The organism is Streptomyces sp. NPDC005151, from assembly GCF_053599875.1.
The window spans coordinates 1-20,289 of sequence record NZ_JBSFYR010000009.1 but is presented as its reverse complement, the minus strand read 5'-3'; the positions used below and the strand labels follow the sequence as shown (position 1 = coordinate 20,289).

Genomic DNA, 20,289 nt, shown 5'->3' with positions numbered 1-20,289 from the left:
CATTACGGCGATCACCAGCAGATGTCGGTTACTCTCCCCGAATGCTCGACCCCGTCCCCGCCGCCCGGCCCGCCACCGGCCTCGCCGTGCGCTGCACGAGGGCGCTGCTCTCGCCCTGGTCCCGGTTCTCGCTGCTCGTGGCCGTGCTGCTGGCCGCCGCGGCGACCACGCTGCTCCTCGATCCCCAGCGCCTCCTGGCCCATGGCTGGCCGGCGCAGCTGAGCGGTGGCGGCGCAGCGGTCCTGCTGTTCGGCCTCGCGTACGGCGTGTCCACCGTGGCGTTCGTGCCGCGGCCGCTCCTCAACCTCGCCGCGGGTGCGCTGTTAGGGTCGCAGGCCGGTCTGGCCGCCGCCCTGGCGGGCACGGTGCTCGGCGCGGGCATCTCGTTCGGGCTGGGCAGGGTGCTGGGGCAGGACGCGCTCCGTACGCTGGTGCGCGGGCGCTGGCTGAAGGCTGCGGACGGGCAGCTGAGCCGGCACGGCTTCCGTTCGATGCTGACGCTGCGGCTCTTCCCGGGGGTTCCGTTCGCCGCCGCCAACTACTGCGCCGCGGTCTCACGGATGGGGTATCCGCCGTTCCTGGTGGCCACCGGGCTCGGCTCGATCCCGAACACCGCCGCCTACGTCGTCGCGGGCAGCGAGGCCGCGTCCCCGACATCGCCCACGTTCCTGGCGGCGATGGGCTTCATCGTGCTGACGGGCGTCGGCGCGGCCGTCGTCGCCTGGCGCAAGCGGCACCGCCTCGCCGCGGACTGAGCCTGTCTGCGGTCCGGTGCCCCCTGACACCACCGGGGGTCGACGGTGGGTGCGGGGGCAGTCGTATGCCTGTTCACCCAAGGGCGATACGCTGCCCGCGCACCGCAGACGATCACCGGGCCCGACGTGGCCCGTCCCTCATATGACCGCAATCCGCCATATGACCGCAATCCGCACGCTGTCGACGGCCCTGGAGGCCGTCGTCCGATGCACGATCACTTCCGGGATGGCCAAAGCCCCATGAGCTGGTTCGAATCGTTCGTCCTGGGCCTCGTTCAGGGACTGACCGAGTTCCTGCCGATCTCCTCCAGCGCGCATCTGCGGCTCACCGCAGCGTTCGCCGGCTGGCAAGACCCGGGGGCGGCATTCACCGCCATCACCCAGATCGGCACGGAGGCCGCAGTCCTCATCTACTTCCGGAATGACATCGTCCGGATCGTCTCGGCCTGGTTCCGCTCGCTGACCAACCGGTCGATGCGCGGCGACCACGACGCGCAGATGGGCTGGCTCGTCATCGTCGGCTCCATCCCGATCGGCGTCCTCGGTGTGACCTTCAAGGACCAGATCGAGGGCCCGTTCCGCGACCTGCGACTCATCGCCACCACCCTGATCGTGATGGGCATCGTCCTCGGCATCGCCGACCGCCTCGCTGCCCGCGACGAGGTGGGTGGCAAGCACCGGGCGATCAGGGAGCGCAAGTCCCTCAAGGAACTCGGCGTCAAGGACGGCCTGATCTTCGGCTTCTGCCAGGCAATGGCCCTGATCCCCGGCGTCTCCCGCTCGGGCGCCACGATCAGCGGCGGTCTGCTGATGGGCTACACCCGCGAGGCCGCGGCCCGCTACTCGTTCCTGCTCGCGATCCCGGCGGTGCTCGCCTCGGGTGTCTTCGAGCTGAAGGACGCGGGCGAGGGGCATGTGTCGTGGGGGCCGACGATCTTCGCGACGTTCATCGCCTTCGGCGTCGGATACGCGGTCATCGCCTGGTTCATGAAGTTCATCACGACGAAGAGCTTCATGCCGTTCGTGATCTACCGGGTCATTCTGGGCATTCTGCTGTTCATCCTGGTCGGTGCCGGGTCCCTGAGCCCGCACGCGGGCGAGTCCGCCGGCTGACCAAGTCGCCATACCTAGCACTATCTAGCGCATTCTGACGCTTTCGCGCATCCACGCGTCATGATCGTCTCCCACTTTTCTCCCACTCGTCTCCCACTCGGGAGACCGGGAGACGCGCAGCCAAACAGTATGCGACCGCAAACCCGGGCCCTTCTGCGCGGCGGCCGAGTCCGGGTCAGTCCAGGTCGAGGCGGCCCAGTAGGCCCTGGACGCGCTCGGCGAGCGCCTTCTCCGGGTCCGGGCTAATCGTGGCCAGGGCCACCGCAGCGGTCACGATGACGTCGCTCAGCTCCTTCTCGACGTCCTGCCACGTGTGGGACTCGCCCTTGCGCGGGTTGGCGCCGAGCACTCCCGTCAGGGCCTCGGAGACCTCCCCGACCTCCTCACTGATCTTGAGGACGCGCAGCACCCGCACGTCGCCGGCCGCGGCCTGGTCCGGGGACTCATCCAACCACCCGCGCAGCCGCTCCACGCCGCTCCACGTCTCGTCCATCGTCACGCGCTTCTCCTCGTCCTACATGGTGAGAACAGGGCCCCGATCGGGTCTTGCACCTGGCCCGGGTCGGTCACGGTCAGCGGGGCCACCGGCTCCAGGTCCAGGTCCAGGGCCAGGGCCACCGTCAGCGCCGAGTGGTCCGTGAGCCGGTCCGCATCGGTACGCGGCTCATGCACGTACCGGCAGCCCGGAACTCGCCGATGATCTGGATGAGGTCGGCGTGCATGAACGGCTCACCGCCGGTCAGCGTCACCCGGTTCGCGCGGGCCGCCGCAAGCTGCGGGATGAGCTGGCCCCGGACCGCGTCCAGCGGCATGTACGCGCCGCGCTTCGTCGCCGAGACGAAGCAGTGCTTGCACGTCTCGTTGCACGGCTCACAGATCTGGATCAGGGCCTTGCGGTACGGGTGATTGGCTTCGTCCATGAGAACGGACAGCACTTCGACACTGGTTTGGGAGGCATGAGGCTCCCAAGGCCGGGACGGAATGTTCACGAGTTTCGACAGCACCGTGCTTACCTCGGGCCGGCTGAGGCACGGTGCCGTCGCTCCTCCGGATCGTTCGCCGCAGCGCGCGTCTTGCCGATCACCCCGGGCCGGCACAGCCCGAAAGAGACGGCCTAGAGTGGCGAAATGTCACTGCCTGCCGACCGGACCGCCCTGGACCTGCTCGATGCGCACCTGGAGGCGCTCTGGGACGGAACGGACCTCCCGCTCCCGCAGGGGCCGGTCTGCCTTGCAGCGGAAGGAGGGGGCGAGCTCGCCCACTGGGCCCTCGACCAGCTCCGGCGCATCCCCTGCGAGCCGAAGGACATCTTTGCCCGCCAAGTCGGCGGTCTGCTGGCGGAGTTCCGCTGCCGTCGCTGTCCCTGGAACGCGGCGGCGCTGCGGCTGCTCGACGACACGTACACCTTCGCGGCTACCGGCCCCCGGCGGCACGAGGGGTCGTGCCGCCCGCTCGTGCTCGGGCAGCGCCGCGACGTGCCGAGCGAGCGTGGACGCGACCCCCTGCACGATCTGTCGCCCGGCGCGCAACTCCGGATGCCCGACGGCGAGAAGGAGCGCTCGGCCGGTGAGCTTCGCAACGTCCGGCTGAGGCCCAGCCGCCCACTGCACGGCAGGGTCGATGAAGTGGAGGCGGGAGCCGTCGATGAAGACGTGCTCCGGCTTGAGGTCCCCGAACACCACGTTGTCCCGGCGGGACGAGATCGCACCGGCCATCCGGAGCAGCCGCCACACCGCGTTCTGGACCAGCTCCACGACCTCCTGGCGCTCGTACTCCGAGAGCCCACTGTCCCGGCCGAGCGACCGCAGATAGCTGGTGGTGCTCAAGCCGTTGAACTTCCGGCGGAAGACTCCGACGACGGACCGCTCACCGATCGGCGCCGCTCCGCGCCGGCCGGACCGTGCAGATCACCGAGGGCGAGGAGGACCGCGTCGAGGAGAGCGCCCGCCACAGAAGGGCGATCACCCCGGCTATGACGGTGGCGCCGCCCAGTCGTGCCCGTAGAGATGAAGATGCCCCCTCCCACTTCGGCGGGAGGGGGCATTCTCATTCGGTGTCGGCGGGAGGCAGGTCGGGGGGCGCTACGAACAGCCCCGCGTATTGCGGCCGCGGCGGTTCGACGCGGCCGAGGGTGACGCGTGTGCCTGTGTCCGCAGCACTGTCGTCCACGCGCCGCGGTACCTGGCGCGGCGGGATTTCAGCCATCAAGTCTCCTGTACATGGATGGTGCGGTGAGGGCGCCGAGGCCGATGAGGCCGCTGCTGGTGCTCGGGGTCGGTGCATCCGCGCCGTCCCGGCGTCACACCAGCGCATCCGGATCATCCGGCGGGGCCTGCAGAGAGTATCCCTCAGGACAGGTCCGGCCGTCGGCGCCGGCCTTCCCGTCCGTACCGTCCTTGGCGTCAGCGGCGGGTGGGCCGACGTCTCCCTTCGCGCCGGCGGGTCCGACGGCAGACAACAGACCGTCCGGACCCGGGGCGCCTGTCGAACCGGGTGGACCGACGGCATCGGGGGTCGCCCTGGTGGCGGCCGGCGTGCTGAGCCCGGACGCGGGCGGGCCGACGGGCCAGATCCTGTCGTCGAACTGCCGTCTGCCGCGCGGCGTCTGGCACGCACGACAGCCCTTCGGGCGACGACGGCAGTCTGACGACAGGACCTGGCGGGAACGGGCGGCGGCCCTGCCACGGGCCGCTCCCTGGACTTCAGCGAGGTCGATGGATCCCAGGGTTCAGTGTTCCTGGGCCGTCGGGCGCACCATGATCTCGTTGACAGCCGCGTGCGGCGGCTGAGTGACCATGAAGGCGATGGCCCGGGCGATGTCCTCGGCGTCGAGCCATGCGCTCTGCGGCAGATCACGCGCAGCCGCGAACCCGGCGCCGGTCGACATCTCCGTCGTGGTCATCCCCGGCTCGACGAGGCCCACCCGGACACCGCGCCCCGTGACCTCCTGGCGCAGGGCCTCGCTGAATGCTCCGACCGCGTGTTTCGTCGCTGAATAGACGCTGTTGTTCTTACGGGCCACCCGGCCCGCGAGCGAGCTGACGTTCACCAGGTCGGCGACCCGGCGCGGGCCGTCAGCGGCCGCGCGCAGCAGGTGCGGCAGCGCTGCCTGCGACATGTGCAGGACGGCCTTCAGATTGAGGTCGACCATCCGATCCCATTCCTCGGGGTCGCCTTCCTCCACGGCGCCGATCGCCACGTATCCGGCGTTGTTCACCAGCACGTCCAGCCGTGCGAACCGGTCCGCGGCGTCCTCGACGGCGCGACGGGCCTGTGTCGCCTCGCGGAGGTCGGCGGTGAGGGCGACGCACGAGCCGCCCCGGTCCCGGATCGCGGTGGCCAGTTCCTCCAGCCGGTCGGCTCGACGGGCGACCAGCGCGAGGGCCGCGCCCTGCCTGGCCAGTGCCAGGGCGGTGGCCGCCCCGATGCCGCTGGAGGCGCCGGTCACCAGCGCCGCGCAACCGGACAGCGCTGCGTCGGCCGGGGCCGCGGCCCCGGCATTTCGGACGTTCGCATCCCTCGCGCTCATGATCGCCTTTCGCGGTTCGCCCCGGCCCGTTGCCTTTTCCGCAGCTTGCATCAGGTGCTCCGAGTCCGCCTCCTCACCGCCCGGCTGCCTGCACCGCCTTCGTCAGTACGCGACGACCGCCCACACCAGCGCCCCGCCCACGGCGGCCGCATAACACCCCACGGCGGCGCGGACGACGGTACGACGGGTGCGGGCGCTCCACGAGGTTCTGGCCAGCACTCCGGCCAGCAGGGGCAGCACCAGGATCGCGTGCAGGCTCACTCCATGCAGTGGCTTCACCGATGCCGTGGAGTCGTAGCCGGCCAGCTGATGGCCGGTGCGTGTCAGATAGACGCCACGGGCGATCATCGCCGCTCCGGACAGCAGCCCGACGACCAGGATCGCGAAACCGGCCCGCAGGGCGAGCGCCATGCCCGTCGGTCCGTCCGGGCGCCGGAGGAACGAGGCGACCGCGAGGGTGGTGAGGATGACGACCAGCACTCCCCCGCCGACGGCCAGCGCCATGGAGACCGCCGTGTCGAAGGGGGTCTCCGTGTTGAAGTGGGACGGTACGCCGCGCCACGCCTGGAGCGTGATGCCGCCGACCTCCAGCACGCAGTCGACGGCGAACAGCGCGAGCAGCACGGTACGCGTGCGGGGACGTATGCGCAGGTAGGACGCCACCCAGCAGAGCACGATGAGCGTCAGTCCGAACGAGACCCCGAAGGTGACGGGCTTGCGCCAGGACACCGGGCCGTCCCAGGAGCCGCCGTCGACGGCGAAGACGATCAGATGCAGCAGCCCGGAGACGACGAGGAGCGCGCCGGTTCCGTAGCAGCGGCGCTCCACCGGGCGCACATTCCGCCACACGGGCGCGGTCGGCAAGGAGCCGACTGCACTGCCGCGCACTGGCTCTGTCGTGGTGGCCCGTGCGGGCTGGTTCTCCATGCCCGGAGCATCCCTCGGGAAGCGCCCGGCGTCGTCGTACATCCGAAGGCAGCCGAAGTACGCCCCTCGGAGTACCGGTCGTCACCCTCATGTTCGACGACGCCCTGTCGCGGAACGCCGGCATCACCCGCGCCCATCCGGCCGCCCCCGCGAACAACTTCCCGACCGTGCACGATCAGGCGAGCAAGGATCTCCACGCCCTGTCCGCCCAGGCACTGGCAGGGATCGACACCCCCGAGCATCTCGCCCGGCCGGCCAACACCCGCCGTATCGATCCCGACGGCGCCCTGCATTTCGCCTGCCTTCTCAACCTGGCGGGAAGCTACGAAGGCGCCCAGTTCTGGTGGCAGTTCGCGGCCGGCGCGGGCAACTCCACCGCCGCCTACTGCCTGTATCTGCTCCACCTCAGCCGCGGCGAACGCCGGGACGCCGCACACTGGGCCGACCAGGACGCCCACCTGGACTCCGCCCCCGCCGTCCCGCCGACGAGCCGGCTGGGCATCCGTCACTCCACCGCACAGAGCCACCGGCGGGTGCCGAGCCCGGCCCTGCGCGCAGCCGTACAGCGGCTGACGGTCGAGGAGGACGACGAGTACGGCAGCGTCCCGCACCCCGACCCGTGGCTCGCCGAGCAGATCGAGGGGCTCACCGCGGCCCTGTGAGTGCGCCGAGCCCGCGGGCCGGACGCGCAACGGGCCGCGCGTCGTGCCCGAGTCCGCCCCGGCCGCCGTGGAGCACGCCCGGCCGGCGACCGGAACCGCCGCGCAGGCTCGTGCCGGAGCGCCGGAGGGCGACCGGCCGTAGCGTACGGAGCAGGTCAAGACGGTGGTCCGGGACCGGCCTCCGTCCGGCACCGGGAAACGGCCGGGCCTGCACCCGCCGGGCCGGCCCTCGGACGCACAGGGTAGAAAGGGGTCGAAAGACCCTGCCGGATGCTGCTTCGCATACCAGCCTGGGACATGCACCGCCGGACTCTGGAGGACTCCATGACCACCACCGAGCTTCCCGTGATCGCCGCCGTCGACGGCTCGTCGCACAGCTACGAGGCCCTCGACTGGGCGGCGCGCGAAGCCGTCCGGCGAGGACTTCCGCTGACGATCGTGCATGTCCGGATCCCCACCCGGCGTACCGACCAGGAGACGCAACAGCGACAGGCCGAGGAGCTGCTCACGGAGTCCGTACGGCGGGTGTCGCTGATCGCTCCGGACCTGCACCCGGCCACGCTCAGCCCGCTCGACTTCCCCGTGTCCGCGCTGACCTCGCTCGGCGGGAACGCGTCGCTGCTGGTGCTGGGCTCCCGCGGTCTGGGCGGATTCCGGTCCCTGCTGATCGGCTCAAACAGCCTTGCGACGGCTTCGATGGCCGCGTGCCCGGTCGTCGTCATCCACAGCGGTCGGGGCGACGACGAAGCGGTGGACGCGGCGGAGACGTTCCCGGACGTCGTTGCGGGAGTGGCTGCCGACGAGAGCAGCGAGGCGGTACTGGACTTCGCATTCGAGGCGGCAGCCACCCGGCCCGGCGCGCGGCTGCGGATCGTGCACGGCTGGACGATGGTCTCGTCGATGCTCTCCGGCGGGCCCGTCTTCGACCGGGACGCCGCGGCGGGCGCCGCCGAGCGGACCCTCGCGGAGCTCACCGCAGGCCGCCGCGAGAAGTACCCGCAGGTCGAGCTCGTGCAGGAGCCGGTGCATGGCTCCGCGTCACGCACCCTGGTCACGGCGTCGGCGACCGCCGCGCTCACCGTGATCGGGCGGCGCAAGGGCGGCGAGGAGCTCGGGTTCGGGCTGTCCCCGGTCGCGCAGACGACGCTCACGCACGCCCTCGGGCCGGTGGCCGTGGTCCCCTGCTGAGGCACGTACCGTGCCGGGCACCGGGCATCCGGATCAGGACCGGACCGCCGCCGCGCGTGCACGGCCCTTGGCCTCGGCGGTCGACGGGCACACACTGACCGCATGACGCAGCGCGTGGCTCTCGCAACCGTGATGGACCAGCTGTCCATCGATGCAGTGATCACCGGCTATGCGGTGGCGGTGGACGACAGCGCTTGGCAGGACTACGGGGAGCTGTTCACCGCGGACGGCCGCGCCGACTACCGCAGCGCGGGCGGCATCGAGGGGACCGCCGCCGAGGTCGCGCAGTGGCTCGCGGAAACCATGCGCCTCTTCCCCGTACGGCAGCATCTGATCGTCAACCGCCGGCTCGACCTCCAGGACCTGGGGGGCTATCCCGGCGACCGGGCCGAGGTGCAGGCCGACTACCTCAACCCGATGCGGCTGCGGGGCGCGCCGGACGACGGCACCACCGGGGCCGCGGACACCACCACGGCGCCGAACTTCGTCTCCGGCGGCCGGTACGCGTTCGGGCTGTTGCGCACGGAGATCGGCTGGCGGATCCGCACCGTCGCCGTCCATGAGAAGTGGCGCAGCCTCACCGGGGAGCTCGCCCCCGGCTGATCCGCGTCTCGGGCCCCACTCCCCTCTGGCCGCGGCCGTTCCCCTCCCCCCACACTGGGGAAGGAGGAGGGGGACACTGCTCACCGGGCAGGGCGAGGAGGTGCTGCATGCGAATTCCGGCCGTTCGGCGTGAGCAGGGGGAGCGCTTGCTCCGGTCGCCCTGGTGGCGCGGTGGTGCTGCGCTGCTCGCGGGTGCACTGCCCGCGCTCGCCTTTCCCGCCCCGGCTCTGTGGTGGTTCGCGTACGTCGCGCTGGTGCCGTGGCTGCTGCTGATCCGGTCGGCAGGTACGGGTCGGCGGGCCGCTCTCGACGGCTGGCTCGGCGGTACGGGCTACCTGATCGCGGTGCACAACTGGCTGCTGCCGAGCCTGCATGTGTTCCTCGTGATACTGGCGGCGCTCCTCGGTCTGCTCTGGGCGCCGTGGGGGCTGCTGGTCTCCCGGCTGTTGGGCGGATCGCCGTCCGTCGCGCGGGTCGCGGCGGCCCTGATCGTGGTCCCGTCCGGCTGGCTGATGATCGAACTGGCCCGCTCCTGGGATGCGCTCGGCGGTCCCTGGGGGCTGCTCGGCGCAAGCCAGTGGCAGGTGCCCGTGGCGCTCCGGGTGGCATCGGTCGGAGGGGTGTGGCTGGTGAGCCTCCTGGTGGTGGCGGTGAACATCGCGGTCACCCTGCTGCTCGTGACGTCTGCCGCCCGGACGGCCGCGGCGGTCGGCATCGTGGTGGGCGCGCTCGCAGTGGGCGCGATATGGAGGTGGGCGCCGCAGCCGGAGCCCGCGGGAGCAGCCCGGATCGCCGTCGTACAACCCGGCGTGGTCGAGGGGTCGAACAGCGTGGAGCTGCGTTTCGCACGCAGCGAGCAGCTGCCCCGCACGCTGGCGGGCCGGCAGCTCGACCTGGTCGTCTGGGGCGAGAGCAGCGTCGGCGAAGACCTGTCCCTCCGCCCGGATCTCGCAGCCCGGATCGCGAAGCTGTCACGCGAGGTCGGCGCGGATGTGCTGGTCAATATGGATGCCCGGCAGACCGACGCCTCGGGCCGGACGGGGATCTTCAAGAGTGCGGTGCTGGTGGGGCCGGACGGCCCGACCGGGGACCGCTACGACAAGATGCGTCTGGTGCCGTTCGGCGAGTACATACCGGCTCGTTCGGTGCTCGGCTGGGTGACGTCGCTGGGCAAGGCGGCGGGCGAGGACCGGCTGCGCGGGACCCGGCCGGTACTGATGTCCGTTCCCGAGCCGCTGTCCCCGGTGCATTCCTCAGGGTCCCCGGGCGGAGCGGAGAGGCTGCGTATAGGTCCGCTGATCTGCTTCGAGTCGGCGTTCCCCGACATGAGCAGGCGGCTTGCCCGGGACGGGGCCCAGGTGCTGATCGCCCAGTCGTCGACGTCCACGTTCCAGCACAGCTGGGCGCCGGCCCAGCATGCCTCGCTGGGCGCCCTCCGGGCGGCGGAGACCGGCCGCCCGATGGTGCACGCCACGCTCACCGGGATCAGTACGGTGTACGACGCGCAGGGGCGTCGCATCGGCACCCCGCTCGGTACGGACACCAGCGCGGCCGCCGTGTTCGACGTACCGCTGGCCACCGGCAGCACGCTCTATGTCCGGCTGGGCGACTGGCCGGCGCAGGGTGCGCTCGGGGTGCTGGCGGTGTTCTTCGCCTATGAGGGTGCACGGTCCCTCCGGCGGCGGAGCTCGGCGGAGCCGATCGGTGCGGCCGCTCCGGCGGGCCGGCTATGACGGGGCGTTGACCGAGACGATGTGCCCCTGTGCGTCGATGGTGAGGGCAACCCGCTCGACCTTGTTCGTCAGGGCCAGCGCCACCCACACAGCGCCCCACAGAAAGCAGCTGAACACCATGAGCAGAGCGTGCAGCACATGGTTCAGCGGCTGCCCGCGGACCATGACGACCTGCGTCTCGGCGCGCGACTCCACCCGCCAGCCGCTCGCGATCCGCTGATTGACTGCCCAGTCCAGGATCAGGGCGCGCTGCATCGCGTCGGGTGGCCGCCCGTCCGCCGAGTAGTAGCCGGGCGGCGGCTGGAGAGCACCCCACCCCTGTGGCTCGTCGTGGGGCTTCACCAGATCACCTCCACAGGTGGGCGTCCATCCCCCCAGCCTGCATCCGGCCCGTGCGGGACGCATCCGGACCCGCCCTGACCAGCGGTTTCCGCTACGCCCAGTCCAGGTCCCGCAGAATGCGCTCGCACAGTTCGTGCGTCTCCAGCGCGTCCCGGGCGCTCAGCAGCTTCCCGGCACGCACGGCGTCCAGGAAGGACAGCACGCACTGCTCGATGCCGCGCTGACGGGCCACCGGCACCCAGTCACCACGGCGCCGCAGGCTCGGCTGTCCCTTGTGGTCGATCACCTCGGCAAGGTTGACGACCTCACGCTTGGAGTCCTGCCCGGAGACTTCGAGCCGCTCCTCCGTCGAGCCGCTGAGCCGGTTCATCGCGCCGATGGCGGTGAATCCGTCTCCGGACAGCTGCAGCACGACATGATGCATCAGGCCTTCTCGGATCCGCGCCCGTACGACGGTGTGCTCGACCGGCCCCGGCACCAGGAAGCGCAGGGTGTCGACGACATGGATGAAGTCGTCGAGCACCATGGCGCGCGGTTCCTCGGGCAGGCCCACCCGGTTCTTCTGCATGAGAATCAGCTCGCGCGGGTGCTCGATGCACTGCGCATAGGCGGGCGCGAACCGCCGGTTGAAGCCGACGGCCAGGGTGACACCGCGCTCCTCGGCAAGGTTGACCAGCCGCTCGGAATCGGCGACTTCGTAGGCGAGCGGCTTGTCCACGTACGTGGGCACACCGGCCCGGAGCAGCCGGTCGGTGATCTCCGGGTGTACGGAGGTCGGGGCGTGGACGAAGGCGGCGTCCAGGTCCTGGGCGATCAGCGAGTCGAGCTCGGAGTGGCACTGCTCCGGCGGGATCCGGTGGGACGCGGCGACGGTGGCGAGGGTGGCGGGAGTGCGGGTCTGCAGATGCAGTTCGACCCCGGGCAGGGCGGTGAGGACTGGCAGATACGCCTTCTGCGCAATGTCGCCGAGCCCGATGCAGCCGACCTTCACTGGGGTCTCCCTCTGACTAACGCCGTGTCATATGCATGTCCTTCGCCCGGGCAGCATACGTGTGCTGCGGCGGCTGCCAGTCCGCGATGCCGTCGAAGGTACGCAGCACCGGGGCCGGCCCGAGCCGGGACACGGCGGACATCAGCGTGTCGCGCACCGCGACGGCGGAGGCGCTGGTCAGGCGCATCAGACCGGCCACCTGGGCGGCCTTGCGGACGATGGCGCCCGGCCGTCCTTGAGCGGCTGGGTGCCCCAGAGGGCGCCGCGGCCCCGGGTCTCGTGCGGGGCGAAGGGCTGCTCGGGCGCGGGGACGACGACGCGCCAGGTGGTGAAGCCGGCGTACGACGGTCCTGGTGATCGGGGAAGAGCTGCGCACCGGCTTCGCCGAACTGCTGCGCGGCATGCTGACACCCCCCTGCGAATAAGACCGACCGGCAATGGGGGGGCGGCGTCACGGGGCTGGGGCACGCACCTTGCGGCGTTGTCGTCCATCACCATGGCTCCGCCATGGCTCAATCCTCCGCCTTGCGATGCACGCACCCCAGCCCCGCTCCTTCACCCACCCCCCCATTGCCGGTCGGTCTAACATCTGGCCAGGTCTTGATCACTGAGAAAGAATGCCCGGCATGACCGCAGACGAACGCTCCGAACCCGCCATCACAGCCGCCGAACGCCCGATGCTCGAGGGCTGGCTCTCCTATCACCGCGACACGCTCGCGCTGAAATGTGCGGGGCTCACCGACGCCCAGCTGCGGGAGCCGTCCGTACCGCCGTCGCAGCTCAGCCTGCTCGGGCTCATGCGGCACATGTCGAGGTGGAGCGCCACTGGTTCCGCATCGTCATGGCCGGCGAAGAAGCGAAGTCGCTGTACTGCACCGATGAGGACGAGGACGGCGACTTCCATCCCACCGAGGCGGACACCTGGGAGGAGGCCGGGACCACCTGGCGGGCGGAGATCGACGCAGCCCGGGAGATCGCCGCGAAGCACGGGCTCGACGACCTGTCGGTCGGCCGCAGCCGCAAGGGTGAGCAGTTCAACCTGCGATGGATCTACACCCACATGATCGAGGAGTACGCGCGGCACAACGGCCACGCCGATCTGGTCCGGGAGCGGATCGACGGCGCGACCGGCGACTGACCCGAACTCCACGCGCCCGGTCGGCAGACGGCAGCAGCCGGGGCGTTGCGCTGACCGGGGTCACTCGTGAGGGCCAATCATCACCGGCCCGCTCGCCCTGCGCCCTGCCCGCACAGCAGAGTTGCCCGGGTGCAGCGAACCAGTATCACCGTGAAGCTCCTGGTCGGCGTGGCAGTCACCGCCGTCACCGGCTGTGTGTCCGTGGAGCCCCGGCCGGGCATTGCGCCCCGGCCCGAGACCAGCAGGCCCGTCCAGGACCTGGCGCCCCAGATCGTGCGGCCGCCGGTCCGGGACACCCTGGAGGCGATCCCCGACCCGAAGCCGTCGCCGAAGGCGTCCGGCCGACCGGCGAAGGCGCCGTCGGACACCCAACGCACCGCGCCACGCGCCCCGCAGCGGCGGGAGCACGTCGGCGTGCCCCGGCCTCGTCATGCCCCAACCGCGCGGGTGCCGAATCCGCCGGCCGCCCCCGTCACCGGGACAAGTGTCTGCGCGCTCGGCCGGGGCTACGGAGGCTGGTCCGCGGGCAGCCCCGAGGCCCGGATCTGCGAGGACACCTACGGCCACTGAATGCCCCGTCGGTCGCGGATCCCGCCGGGATCCGGCCGAATCGGATCGTTGCGGCCCGCCGGAAACGGACGGGCCGCAACGATCCGCGGCAGACCTCGGCTCACAGCTCCCGAAGCCGCCGCTCCAGCCGCCCGATCGCCGCGCGCACCCCGCCCCCGTACCCGTCGTCCACCCCGTCGTCCGCGAGAACCTCGGACGCCTTCCGGGCCCGGTCCAGATGGATCCGGGCCGCGTCGGGGCGCTGGAGCTTCACATAGTCCGCCGCAAGGTTGAGGTGGAGCGAGGGGTAGAAGGCCCGTACCGCGAGCAAGTGCCCGTGTTCCGCGACGCGCCCGCCGGAGAGCCCCTCGGCGGCGGTCAACGCCCTTAGATCCCATGCCAGTTCGTCGCCGGGATCGTCCTGGGTGTCGGCCATGTAGTGCGCGAGGGTGCAGCGGTGCAGGGCGTCGCCGTCCTCACCGATCTCCGCCCAGAGCGCCCCGAAGCGGTTACGGGCCTCTTCCCGGTCGCCGCCGTGGAGCAGCATGATCGCCTGGCCGATCCTGGTCATGACGGCATCCGTCGACGCCTCCTGCTGCTCCGTCACCGCGGTCTCCCTCGCATGTGTCCAGCCGTTCCCGGTTCACCCCGGTCGACGTCGATCGGGCCCACTGGAGCCCGTTCGATTCCGGTCACGGCGACGCTAGCGGCTGGCACCGGCAATCCCGCTCAGGCTCGGGCTAGGACCTTTCTTTCGGGTCGGGCGCGGCCGGCCATGACCCGACGGAGACCCCCGGGAGCCCCGGGCCCGTCGGGCGGCTCAGCCCAGATCGGGGATGCGCCAGTCGATGGCCTGGTGTCCCTGCGCCGCGACCGCCTCGTTGATCTGCGTGAACGGACGGGAGCCGAAGAACTTCTTCGCGGACAGCGGTGACGGATGTGCGCCCTTCACCACCGCATGGCGCTCCTCGTCGATCAGCGGGAGCTTCTTCTGGGCGTAGTTGCCCCAGAGCACGAAGACCGCCGGATCGGGCCGCGTGGCCACCGCGTGGATCACCGCGTCCGTGAACTTCTCCCAGCCCTTGCCCTTGTGCGAGTTGGCCTCGCCTGCGCGGACCGTCAGCACGGCGTTGAGCAGCAGGACGCCCTGCTCGGCCCACGGCATCAGATACCCGTTGTCCGGGACCGGCAGGCCGAGCTCCTCCTTCATCTCCTTGTAGATGTTCCGCAAGGAGGGCGGTGTCCTGACGCCGGGCCGCACGGAGAAGCACAGCCCGTGCCCCTGCCCCTCGCCGTGGTACGGGTCCTGGCCGAGAACCAGGACCTTCACCTTGTCGTACGGAGTGGCTTCCAGGGCCGCGAAGACCTGCTCACGGGGCGGGTAGACCGGTCCCCTGGCCCGCTCCTCCTCGACGAACTCGGTGAGCTCCTTGAAGTACGGCTTCTGCAGCTCTTCGCCGAGGACGCCGCGCCAGGACTCGGGCAGCAGGTCGGTGTCGGTCACTTCAACAACCTCCGGTACGCAATCGGTTCTTGAACACAGAACCTACCGGGGGCCACTGACAACCGGCCGGGCGAGCCCTACCAGCTGGTCTTGCGGTACAGCTCCCACATCTGCATGACCGTCTGCGGGTCCAGGGCGCGCTCGCCGCCACCGATGTCCTCGCCCGCCTCGACATAGAGCTTGCCCTGCCACAGGGGCAGCAGCCGGACGTCGTCGACCAGGATGTTCTGAGCCTGCTCGAACTCCTTGCTGACCGCGCCCCGGTCGCTCTCCTGGCGGGTCTGCGGCAGCAGGTACCGGGTGATCTCGGTCTTGTCGTACGGCATCCCGGTGACACTTTCCTTGCCCACGAAGGGGGCGATGAAGTTGTCCGGGTCCGGGAAGTCCGGGTTCCAGCCGCGGCCGAAGACCGGGTACTGGCCCTTGGTGAAGCCCTGCTGGAGCTTCTTCCACGGCAGGCCCTTCAGCGTGATCTTGAACAGACCCGACGCCTCCAGCTGACGCTTCAGTTCACCGAACTCGTGTTCCGTCGACGAGCCGTACCGGTCGGTGGCGTACCAGAACGTCATCGCGACGGGCTCGGTGATGCCCGCCTTGGCCAGGATCTGCTTGGCCTTCTCCTTGCTCGGGTTGCCGAAGCTGTCGAAGAAGCTGGTGGTGTGGCCGGCGATACCCTTGGGGATCATGGAGTACAGCGGCTCGGCGGTGCCCTGGTAGACCTTGGCGACGAGCGCGTCCCGGTCGACGAGCTGTGCGACAGCCCGGCGGACAGCCGGGTTCCCGGCAGCCGGGTCCTCGGGGTTGAAGACCAGGAAGCGGATGTCGGCGCCGACGGTCTCGATCAGCTGCAGCTTGCTGTTCTCGTCCTTGTTGTCCTCGAGGTTCACCACCTCCTCCGCCGTGAGGCCGCGGTAGGTGGCGTCGATCTCGTTCTTCTTCAGCGCGTCGACCATGGGGGCGGACCCCTTGAAGTACCGGATGGTCACGGCGTTGTTCTTGCGGTTGGCGAAGCCCTTGTAGCCCTGGTTCTTCACCAGCTCGGCCCTGTCCCCCGGCACGTAGCCGTTCAGGAGGTAGGGGCCCGACCCGGTGACCTTGCCGTCCTCGCGGATCTTGTCCTTCGGGTAGTCGCTGGGCGCCACGAGGGACATCGCAGGGGTGGCCAGAACGAACGGGAACGTGGCGTCCGGCCTGTTCAGGTGGAAGATGACGGTGTCGTCGCCCTTGGTCTCGACCCGATCGAGCGAGCCGAGCAGGCCAAGGGGACCGCCCTTGACCTTGATGGTCGTGATCCGGTCGATGGAGTACTTCACAGCCTCGGCGTCGAGCTTGTCCCCGTTGGAGAACTTCAGGCCCTTCTTGAGCGTGCAGCGGTAGGCCGTGCTGGTCCGGTCCGTGAACACACAGGAGTCCGCGGCGTCGGGCTCCGGGCTCGTACTGCCGGTGGGGAAGCTCACCAGGGTCTGGAAGACATTACGCATCAGCTCCCACGAGTTGTCCCATGCCGCCGCCGGATCGAGGGTGGAGGGCTCACTCGTGGTACCGACGGCTATCTTCTGTTCCGCCTCCGAGCCATTGTCGGAAAGCAGACCGCAGCCGGCCAGCAGAGAAAGGGAAGCAAGGGCTGCAGCGGCCTGCAGCCTGGCCCGGTAGAACACGTGCACGCTCCTCGATCAGCCATGGATCGGCAGACCATACCGCAGCGCCCCGTCGGGTCAATTCGCAGGTCCGACGAGGCACTTGAGTCAATCAGGGCCAAACCGGCGCAGGCTGTGCTCAGCTCACGCCCGCATTCAGGAAGATGCCTCCGTCGACCACCAGCGTCTGTCCGGTGATCCAGTCGGACTGGCTCGACGTGAGGAACGCGGCGGCTCCGCCGATGTCCTCGGGGACACCGAGCCGGCCGAGCGGATAGGCGGCTGCCGCCTCCGTCTCGCGCCCCTCGTACAGCGCCTCGGCGAACTTGGTCTTGACCACGGCCGGAGCGATCGCGTTGACCCGGACGACCGGGGCGAACTCGTGCGCCAGCTGCAGGGTCAGATTGACCATGGCCGCCTTGCTCATGCCGTACGCGCCGACGAAGGGCGAGGCGGAGATACCGGCGATCGAGGCGATGTTGACGATCGCCCCGCCGTTCTCCTTCTGCCAGGCCTTCCAGGTCTGCTGGGCGAAGCCGAGCGCCGAGATCACATTGGTCTCGTAGACCTTGCGCGCGACATTGAGGTCGAGCTCGGCGATCGGGCCGAACACCGGGTTCGTACCGGCGTTGTTGACCAGGAAGTCCACGCGGCCGAACGCCTCCATGGTGCGCTCGACCGCCGCCGCCTGATGCGCCTCGTCGTGCGCCTTGCCCGCGACGGCGATGACCCGGTCGGAGCCCAGCTTCTCGACGGCCTCCTTGAGGGCGTCCTCGCCGCGCCCGGTGATGCACACCCGGTCGCCGCGGGCGACGAGCGCCTCCGCGATTCCGTAACCGATCCCCCGGCTCGCGCCCGTGATGAGCGCGACCTTTCCGCTGTCCTGCACAGTCATGATGTCCGCTGCCCTTCGGGTCAGTTGAGCGGTCCGCCGGCTACGTACATGACCTGGCCGGAGACGAAGCCCGCGTCGTCGCCGGTGAAGAAGGCGATGGCGTTGGCGATGTCCTCCGGGCGGCCGACGCGCTGCACGGGGATCTGGGTGGCGGCCGCGGCCTGGAACTCCTCGAAGCCCATGCCGACCCGGGCCGCGGTCTGCGCGGTCATCTCGGTGACGATGAAGCCGGGGGCGACGGCGTTGGCGGTGATGCCGAACTTGCCGAGCTCCTTGGCGAGGGTCTTGGTGAAGCCCTGCAGACCGGCCTTGACGGCGGAGTAGTTCGCCTGACCGCGGTTGCCGAGCGCCGAGGACGAGGACAGCGAGACGATACGGCCGAACTTGGCGTCCACCATGTGCTTCTGGACGGCCTTGGCCATCAGGAACGCGCCCTTGAGGTGCACGTTCATCACGGTGTCCCAGTCGGACTCGCTCATCTTGAAGAGCAGGTTGTCGCGAAGCACGCCCGCGTTGTTGACGAGGATCGTCGGCGCACCGAGCTCGGCGGCGACCCGCGTCACGGCGGCCTCCACCTGGGCGCTGTCCGACACATCGCAGCCGACGGCGAGGGCGGCGCCCCCGGCGGCGGTGATCTTCTCGACGGTGTCCTTGCAGGCCGCCTCGTCGAGGTCGAGTACGGCGACGGCGCGGCCCTCGGCCGCCAGGCGTACCGCAGTGGCGGCGCCAATGCCTCGCGCCGCTCCCGTCACGATGGCGACACGCTGCTCGGTGGTGGACATGCTTGGTTCTCCTCGCCCTTGGATCGCGGCTCAGCGGACGTCAGGAAGTTCCCGATAACTGAGCAACCGCTTAGTACCTTCAGCAGACGAGACGCTAGAAGCCCTGGCACTCGGTGTCAACGGCCCACGGGCGCAGCAGTGCATGTCACACCGGACGGCGCCGCGACCGCAGGGTCCGCGCGCGTCACCGACGGTGGCCGGATCAGCGCACCAGCAGGTCGAGCAGCCGCTCGACCTCGGCCTCCGGATCGGCGGTGAGGCCGCTGTGCACGGCGCTCGGCTGGACCACCGTGGAGCGCGGGGCGATCAGCCAGCGAAAGCGCCGCCCGGCGTCGTCACCGGCGGCCTGGCCGGCCGCGTCGCCGCCGCCGCAGACGCCCTCGACGGCCCGCAGCGCCGCCCGGACCCCGACCACGTCGGCGTTCGGGTCGAGCGCCCTCAGCTTGCTCTCGTCGAGATGGGTGCGGGCCGCCACGAAGGACTTGGCGCGGCAGTACACCAGCACGCCCGCGTTGAAGCACTCACCGCGCTCGACCCGGGGCACGACGCGCAGCAGCGCGTACTCGAAGACATCACGCTTGCTCACTGACTGTCGTCCTTGCTGCTCTGCGCCTCGTCGGCCCGGTCGGCCGCCGCCTTCTCGGCACGGTCCTTCTTCGTGGGGTGCGGCCACGGAGTGAGATGCTCGGTCAGCCACCCCGGCGCCCGGGACGGCGTCGTCTTCGTGGGCGCCTCCATCGAGATCCGCTCGTGGATGGTGGCGGCGCGCGCCAGCAGCGGCTCCACGTAGGCGCGGCGCAGCGCGTCCGTCGTGTCGAAACCGGGCTCGTCGACCAGCCACTCGTCGGGCACCTCGGCGGTCACCTCGGTCAGCAGCTGCTCGGTGACGAGCGGGGCGAGCTCGGCGGCCGCGGCGGCGATGTCCGGGCCGAAGGGCGCGAGCACATGGTCGGAGGCGTTGTACGGCTTGGCCGCGGAGGCCCGCGCACCCGGCCAGTTGTGGTGCCAGATCATCGTGGCACCGTGATCGATGAGCCAGGCGTCCCCGTGCCAGACCAGCATATTGGGGTTCCGCCACGACCGGTCGACATTGTTGATCAACGCATCGAACCACACGATCTTCCCGGCCTCTGCCGGGTCCACCTGGTAGGCGAGCGGATCGAACCCGATCGAACCGGGCAGATAGTCCATTCCGAGATTCAGCCCGCCGCTCGCCTTGAGCAGTTCCTGCACCTCTTGGTCCGGCTCCGCGAGCCCGATGACCGGGTCGAGCTGGATGGTGACGAGCTCCGGGACCCGCAGTCCCAGCCGCCGGCCGAGTTCCCCGCAGATGACCTCCGCGACGAGGGTCTTCCGGCCCTGCCCTGCGCCGGTGAACTTCATGACGTACGTACCGAGATCGTCGGCCTCGACGATCCCGGGCAGTGATCCGCCCTCCCGCAGGGGGGTGACGTAGCGGGTCGCGGTGACTTCTGTCAGCATTTCCCCAGGCTATACGGCCCGACTCCCTGGAGATCCACGGACCGGGGTCAGGGCCATACAGCCTGGGGAATCACCCCAATCAGCCCTGGGGAGAATCTGGGGAGTTTTGGCCGGCGGCCCGCTCCCCGAGGAAGCCGTCGATCACAGCCCGGCCCCGATTCCCGACTTCCGGCATGAAGTGCGCGTAGTAACCAAGCGTAATCGACGGTGATGAGTGCCCCAACCGCTGGGCCAGGGTGACGACAGACTCACCTGCCTCCAACATGACCGAGGCGTAGGTGTGCCGCAGCACGTGGAAACCGTCCTTTGGAGCTGCAGCCCACTGCCAGGGCTTGGCCCCCTCGGGCCGCTGGGGGATGACCTCAGCCTGGATCCACCGGCTTGATGTCTGTGGACAGTTTCTCGGGGAACGAAGAAGTGCCTTGTGACCTGCGATGATGGGGTTTCTCTAGGACCACA

22 protein-coding genes and 2 pseudogenes are annotated in these 20,289 nt (G+C 70.2%); 8 read left to right on the top strand and 16 right to left on the bottom strand.

All coding sequences use genetic code 11. The features are described 5' to 3' along the window. Positions 1-41: 41 nt before the first annotated feature. Both ACWD6R_RS07540 and ACWD6R_RS07535 read left to right on the top strand, forming a co-directional pair. Positions 42-755 (top strand): TVP38/TMEM64 family protein, encoded by a 714-nt coding sequence (locus tag ACWD6R_RS07540; RefSeq protein WP_451817845.1) that lies wholly within the window; start codon positions 42-44, stop codon positions 753-755. 240 nt (positions 756-995) lie between these two features. Beyond that, positions 996-1,868 carry an undecaprenyl-diphosphate phosphatase gene (locus ACWD6R_RS07535; RefSeq protein ID WP_451817844.1) on the top strand — a complete coding sequence of 291 codons (873 nt, stop codon included), beginning with the start codon at positions 996-998 and terminating at the stop codon, positions 1,866-1,868. 175 nt (positions 1,869-2,043) lie between these two features. On the opposite strand, the gene ACWD6R_RS07530 is transcribed toward ACWD6R_RS07535, so the two are convergent. From ACWD6R_RS07530 to ACWD6R_RS07510, 5 genes are all read right to left on the bottom strand, one after another. Beyond that, positions 2,044-2,361: a MazG-like family protein gene (locus tag ACWD6R_RS07530; protein ID WP_451817942.1), complete on the bottom strand. Its 318-nt coding sequence runs from the start codon at positions 2,359-2,361 to the stop codon at positions 2,044-2,046. Between the two features lie 127 nt (positions 2,362-2,488). After that, positions 2,489-2,788, bottom strand: coding sequence for a radical SAM protein (locus ACWD6R_RS07525; protein ID WP_451817843.1), 300 nt, complete (start codon positions 2,786-2,788; stop codon positions 2,489-2,491). Positions 2,789-2,998: 210 nt separating this feature from the next. Further along, entirely contained in the window at positions 2,999-3,694 is a 696-nt protein-coding gene (locus ACWD6R_RS07520; RefSeq protein ID WP_451817842.1) for a hypothetical protein, read from the bottom strand. A gap of 902 nt (positions 3,695-4,596) precedes the next feature. Beyond that, positions 4,597-5,397 carry an SDR family oxidoreductase gene (locus ACWD6R_RS07515; protein ID WP_451817841.1) on the bottom strand — a complete coding sequence of 267 codons (801 nt, stop codon included), beginning with the start codon at positions 5,395-5,397 and terminating at the stop codon, positions 4,597-4,599. 102 nt (positions 5,398-5,499) lie between these two features. After that, positions 5,500-6,324 (bottom strand): hypothetical protein, encoded by an 825-nt coding sequence (locus ACWD6R_RS07510; protein WP_451817840.1) that lies wholly within the window; start codon positions 6,322-6,324, stop codon positions 5,500-5,502. Positions 6,325-6,413: 89 nt separating this feature from the next. Between ACWD6R_RS07510 and ACWD6R_RS07505 the strand changes: the two genes are divergently transcribed. The 4 genes from ACWD6R_RS07505 to lnt all read left to right on the top strand — a co-directional run bounded on the left by ACWD6R_RS07505 (position 6,414) and on the right by lnt (position 10,510). Then, a complete protein-coding gene (locus ACWD6R_RS07505) occupies positions 6,414-6,986 on the top strand; it encodes a hypothetical protein (RefSeq protein ID WP_451817839.1) in 573 nt (190 codons plus the stop codon). Between the two features lie 324 nt (positions 6,987-7,310). Beyond that, on the top strand, positions 7,311-8,174 hold the full coding sequence (locus ACWD6R_RS07500; protein ID WP_451817838.1) for a universal stress protein: 864 nt from the start codon (positions 7,311-7,313) through the stop codon (positions 8,172-8,174). A 102-nt stretch (positions 8,175-8,276) separates the two neighbouring features. Next, positions 8,277-8,777 carry a nuclear transport factor 2 family protein gene (locus ACWD6R_RS07495; protein WP_451817837.1) on the top strand — a complete coding sequence of 167 codons (501 nt, stop codon included), beginning with the start codon at positions 8,277-8,279 and terminating at the stop codon, positions 8,775-8,777. Positions 8,778-8,884: 107 nt separating this feature from the next. After that, a complete protein-coding gene (lnt, locus tag ACWD6R_RS07490; RefSeq protein WP_451817836.1) occupies positions 8,885-10,510 on the top strand; it encodes an apolipoprotein N-acyltransferase in 1,626 nt (541 codons plus the stop codon). On the opposite strand, the gene ACWD6R_RS07485 is transcribed toward lnt, so the two are convergent. From ACWD6R_RS07485 to ACWD6R_RS07475, 3 genes are all read right to left on the bottom strand, one after another. Further along, entirely contained in the window at positions 10,505-10,852 is a 348-nt protein-coding gene (locus ACWD6R_RS07485) for a hypothetical protein (RefSeq protein WP_451817835.1), read from the bottom strand. The genes lnt and ACWD6R_RS07485 overlap by 6 nt on opposite strands. Before the next feature lie 91 nt (positions 10,853-10,943). After that, positions 10,944-11,843 carry a Gfo/Idh/MocA family protein gene (locus tag ACWD6R_RS07480; RefSeq protein ID WP_451817834.1) on the bottom strand — a complete coding sequence of 300 codons (900 nt, stop codon included), beginning with the start codon at positions 11,841-11,843 and terminating at the stop codon, positions 10,944-10,946. Positions 11,844-11,859: 16 nt separating this feature from the next. Further along, a complete protein-coding gene (locus ACWD6R_RS07475) occupies positions 11,860-12,030 on the bottom strand; it encodes a hypothetical protein (protein WP_451817833.1) in 171 nt (56 codons plus the stop codon). Positions 12,031-12,469: 439 nt separating this feature from the next. Between ACWD6R_RS07475 and ACWD6R_RS07470 the strand changes: the two are divergent. Further along, positions 12,470-12,981 (top strand): annotated as a pseudogene (locus tag ACWD6R_RS07470) (DinB family protein). Positions 12,982-13,110: 129 nt separating this feature from the next. Continuing rightward, the gene (locus ACWD6R_RS07465) at positions 13,111-13,551 is read left to right on the top strand and encodes a hypothetical protein (RefSeq protein WP_451817832.1); all 441 of its coding nucleotides are present in this window, start codon (positions 13,111-13,113) and stop codon (positions 13,549-13,551) included. A gap of 100 nt (positions 13,552-13,651) precedes the next feature. On the opposite strand, the gene ACWD6R_RS07460 is transcribed toward ACWD6R_RS07465, so the two are convergent. The 8 genes and pseudogenes from ACWD6R_RS07460 to ACWD6R_RS07425 form a co-directional block, all read right to left on the bottom strand. After that, the gene (locus tag ACWD6R_RS07460) at positions 13,652-14,137 is read right to left on the bottom strand and encodes a hypothetical protein (RefSeq protein WP_451817831.1); all 486 of its coding nucleotides are present in this window, start codon (positions 14,135-14,137) and stop codon (positions 13,652-13,654) included. Positions 14,138-14,350: 213 nt separating this feature from the next. Beyond that, positions 14,351-15,034 carry a uracil-DNA glycosylase gene (locus ACWD6R_RS07455; RefSeq protein ID WP_451817830.1) on the bottom strand — a complete coding sequence of 228 codons (684 nt, stop codon included), beginning with the start codon at positions 15,032-15,034 and terminating at the stop codon, positions 14,351-14,353. A 77-nt stretch (positions 15,035-15,111) separates the two neighbouring features. Further along, a complete protein-coding gene (locus tag ACWD6R_RS07450; RefSeq protein WP_451817829.1) occupies positions 15,112-16,692 on the bottom strand; it encodes an ABC transporter substrate-binding protein in 1,581 nt (526 codons plus the stop codon). Between the two features lie 118 nt (positions 16,693-16,810). Continuing rightward, on the bottom strand, positions 16,811-17,566 hold the full coding sequence (locus tag ACWD6R_RS07445; RefSeq protein WP_451817828.1) for an SDR family oxidoreductase: 756 nt from the start codon (positions 17,564-17,566) through the stop codon (positions 16,811-16,813). Between the two features lie 20 nt (positions 17,567-17,586). Continuing rightward, positions 17,587-18,348, bottom strand: a complete 762-nt coding sequence (gene fabG / locus ACWD6R_RS07440) for a 3-oxoacyl-ACP reductase FabG (RefSeq protein WP_451817827.1) — start codon at positions 18,346-18,348, stop codon at positions 17,587-17,589. Between the two features lie 202 nt (positions 18,349-18,550). After that, positions 18,551-18,934 carry a DUF3037 domain-containing protein gene (locus tag ACWD6R_RS07435; protein ID WP_327247546.1) on the bottom strand — a complete coding sequence of 128 codons (384 nt, stop codon included), beginning with the start codon at positions 18,932-18,934 and terminating at the stop codon, positions 18,551-18,553. Next, a complete protein-coding gene (locus tag ACWD6R_RS07430) occupies positions 18,931-19,830 on the bottom strand; it encodes a HipA family kinase (RefSeq protein WP_451817826.1) in 900 nt (299 codons plus the stop codon). The genes ACWD6R_RS07435 and ACWD6R_RS07430 overlap by 4 nt, the downstream gene beginning before the upstream one ends. A gap of 79 nt (positions 19,831-19,909) precedes the next feature. After that, positions 19,910-20,200: pseudogene (locus ACWD6R_RS07425) on the bottom strand (tyrosine-type recombinase/integrase); the annotation flags it as partial. Positions 20,201-20,289: the final 89 nt, after the last annotated feature.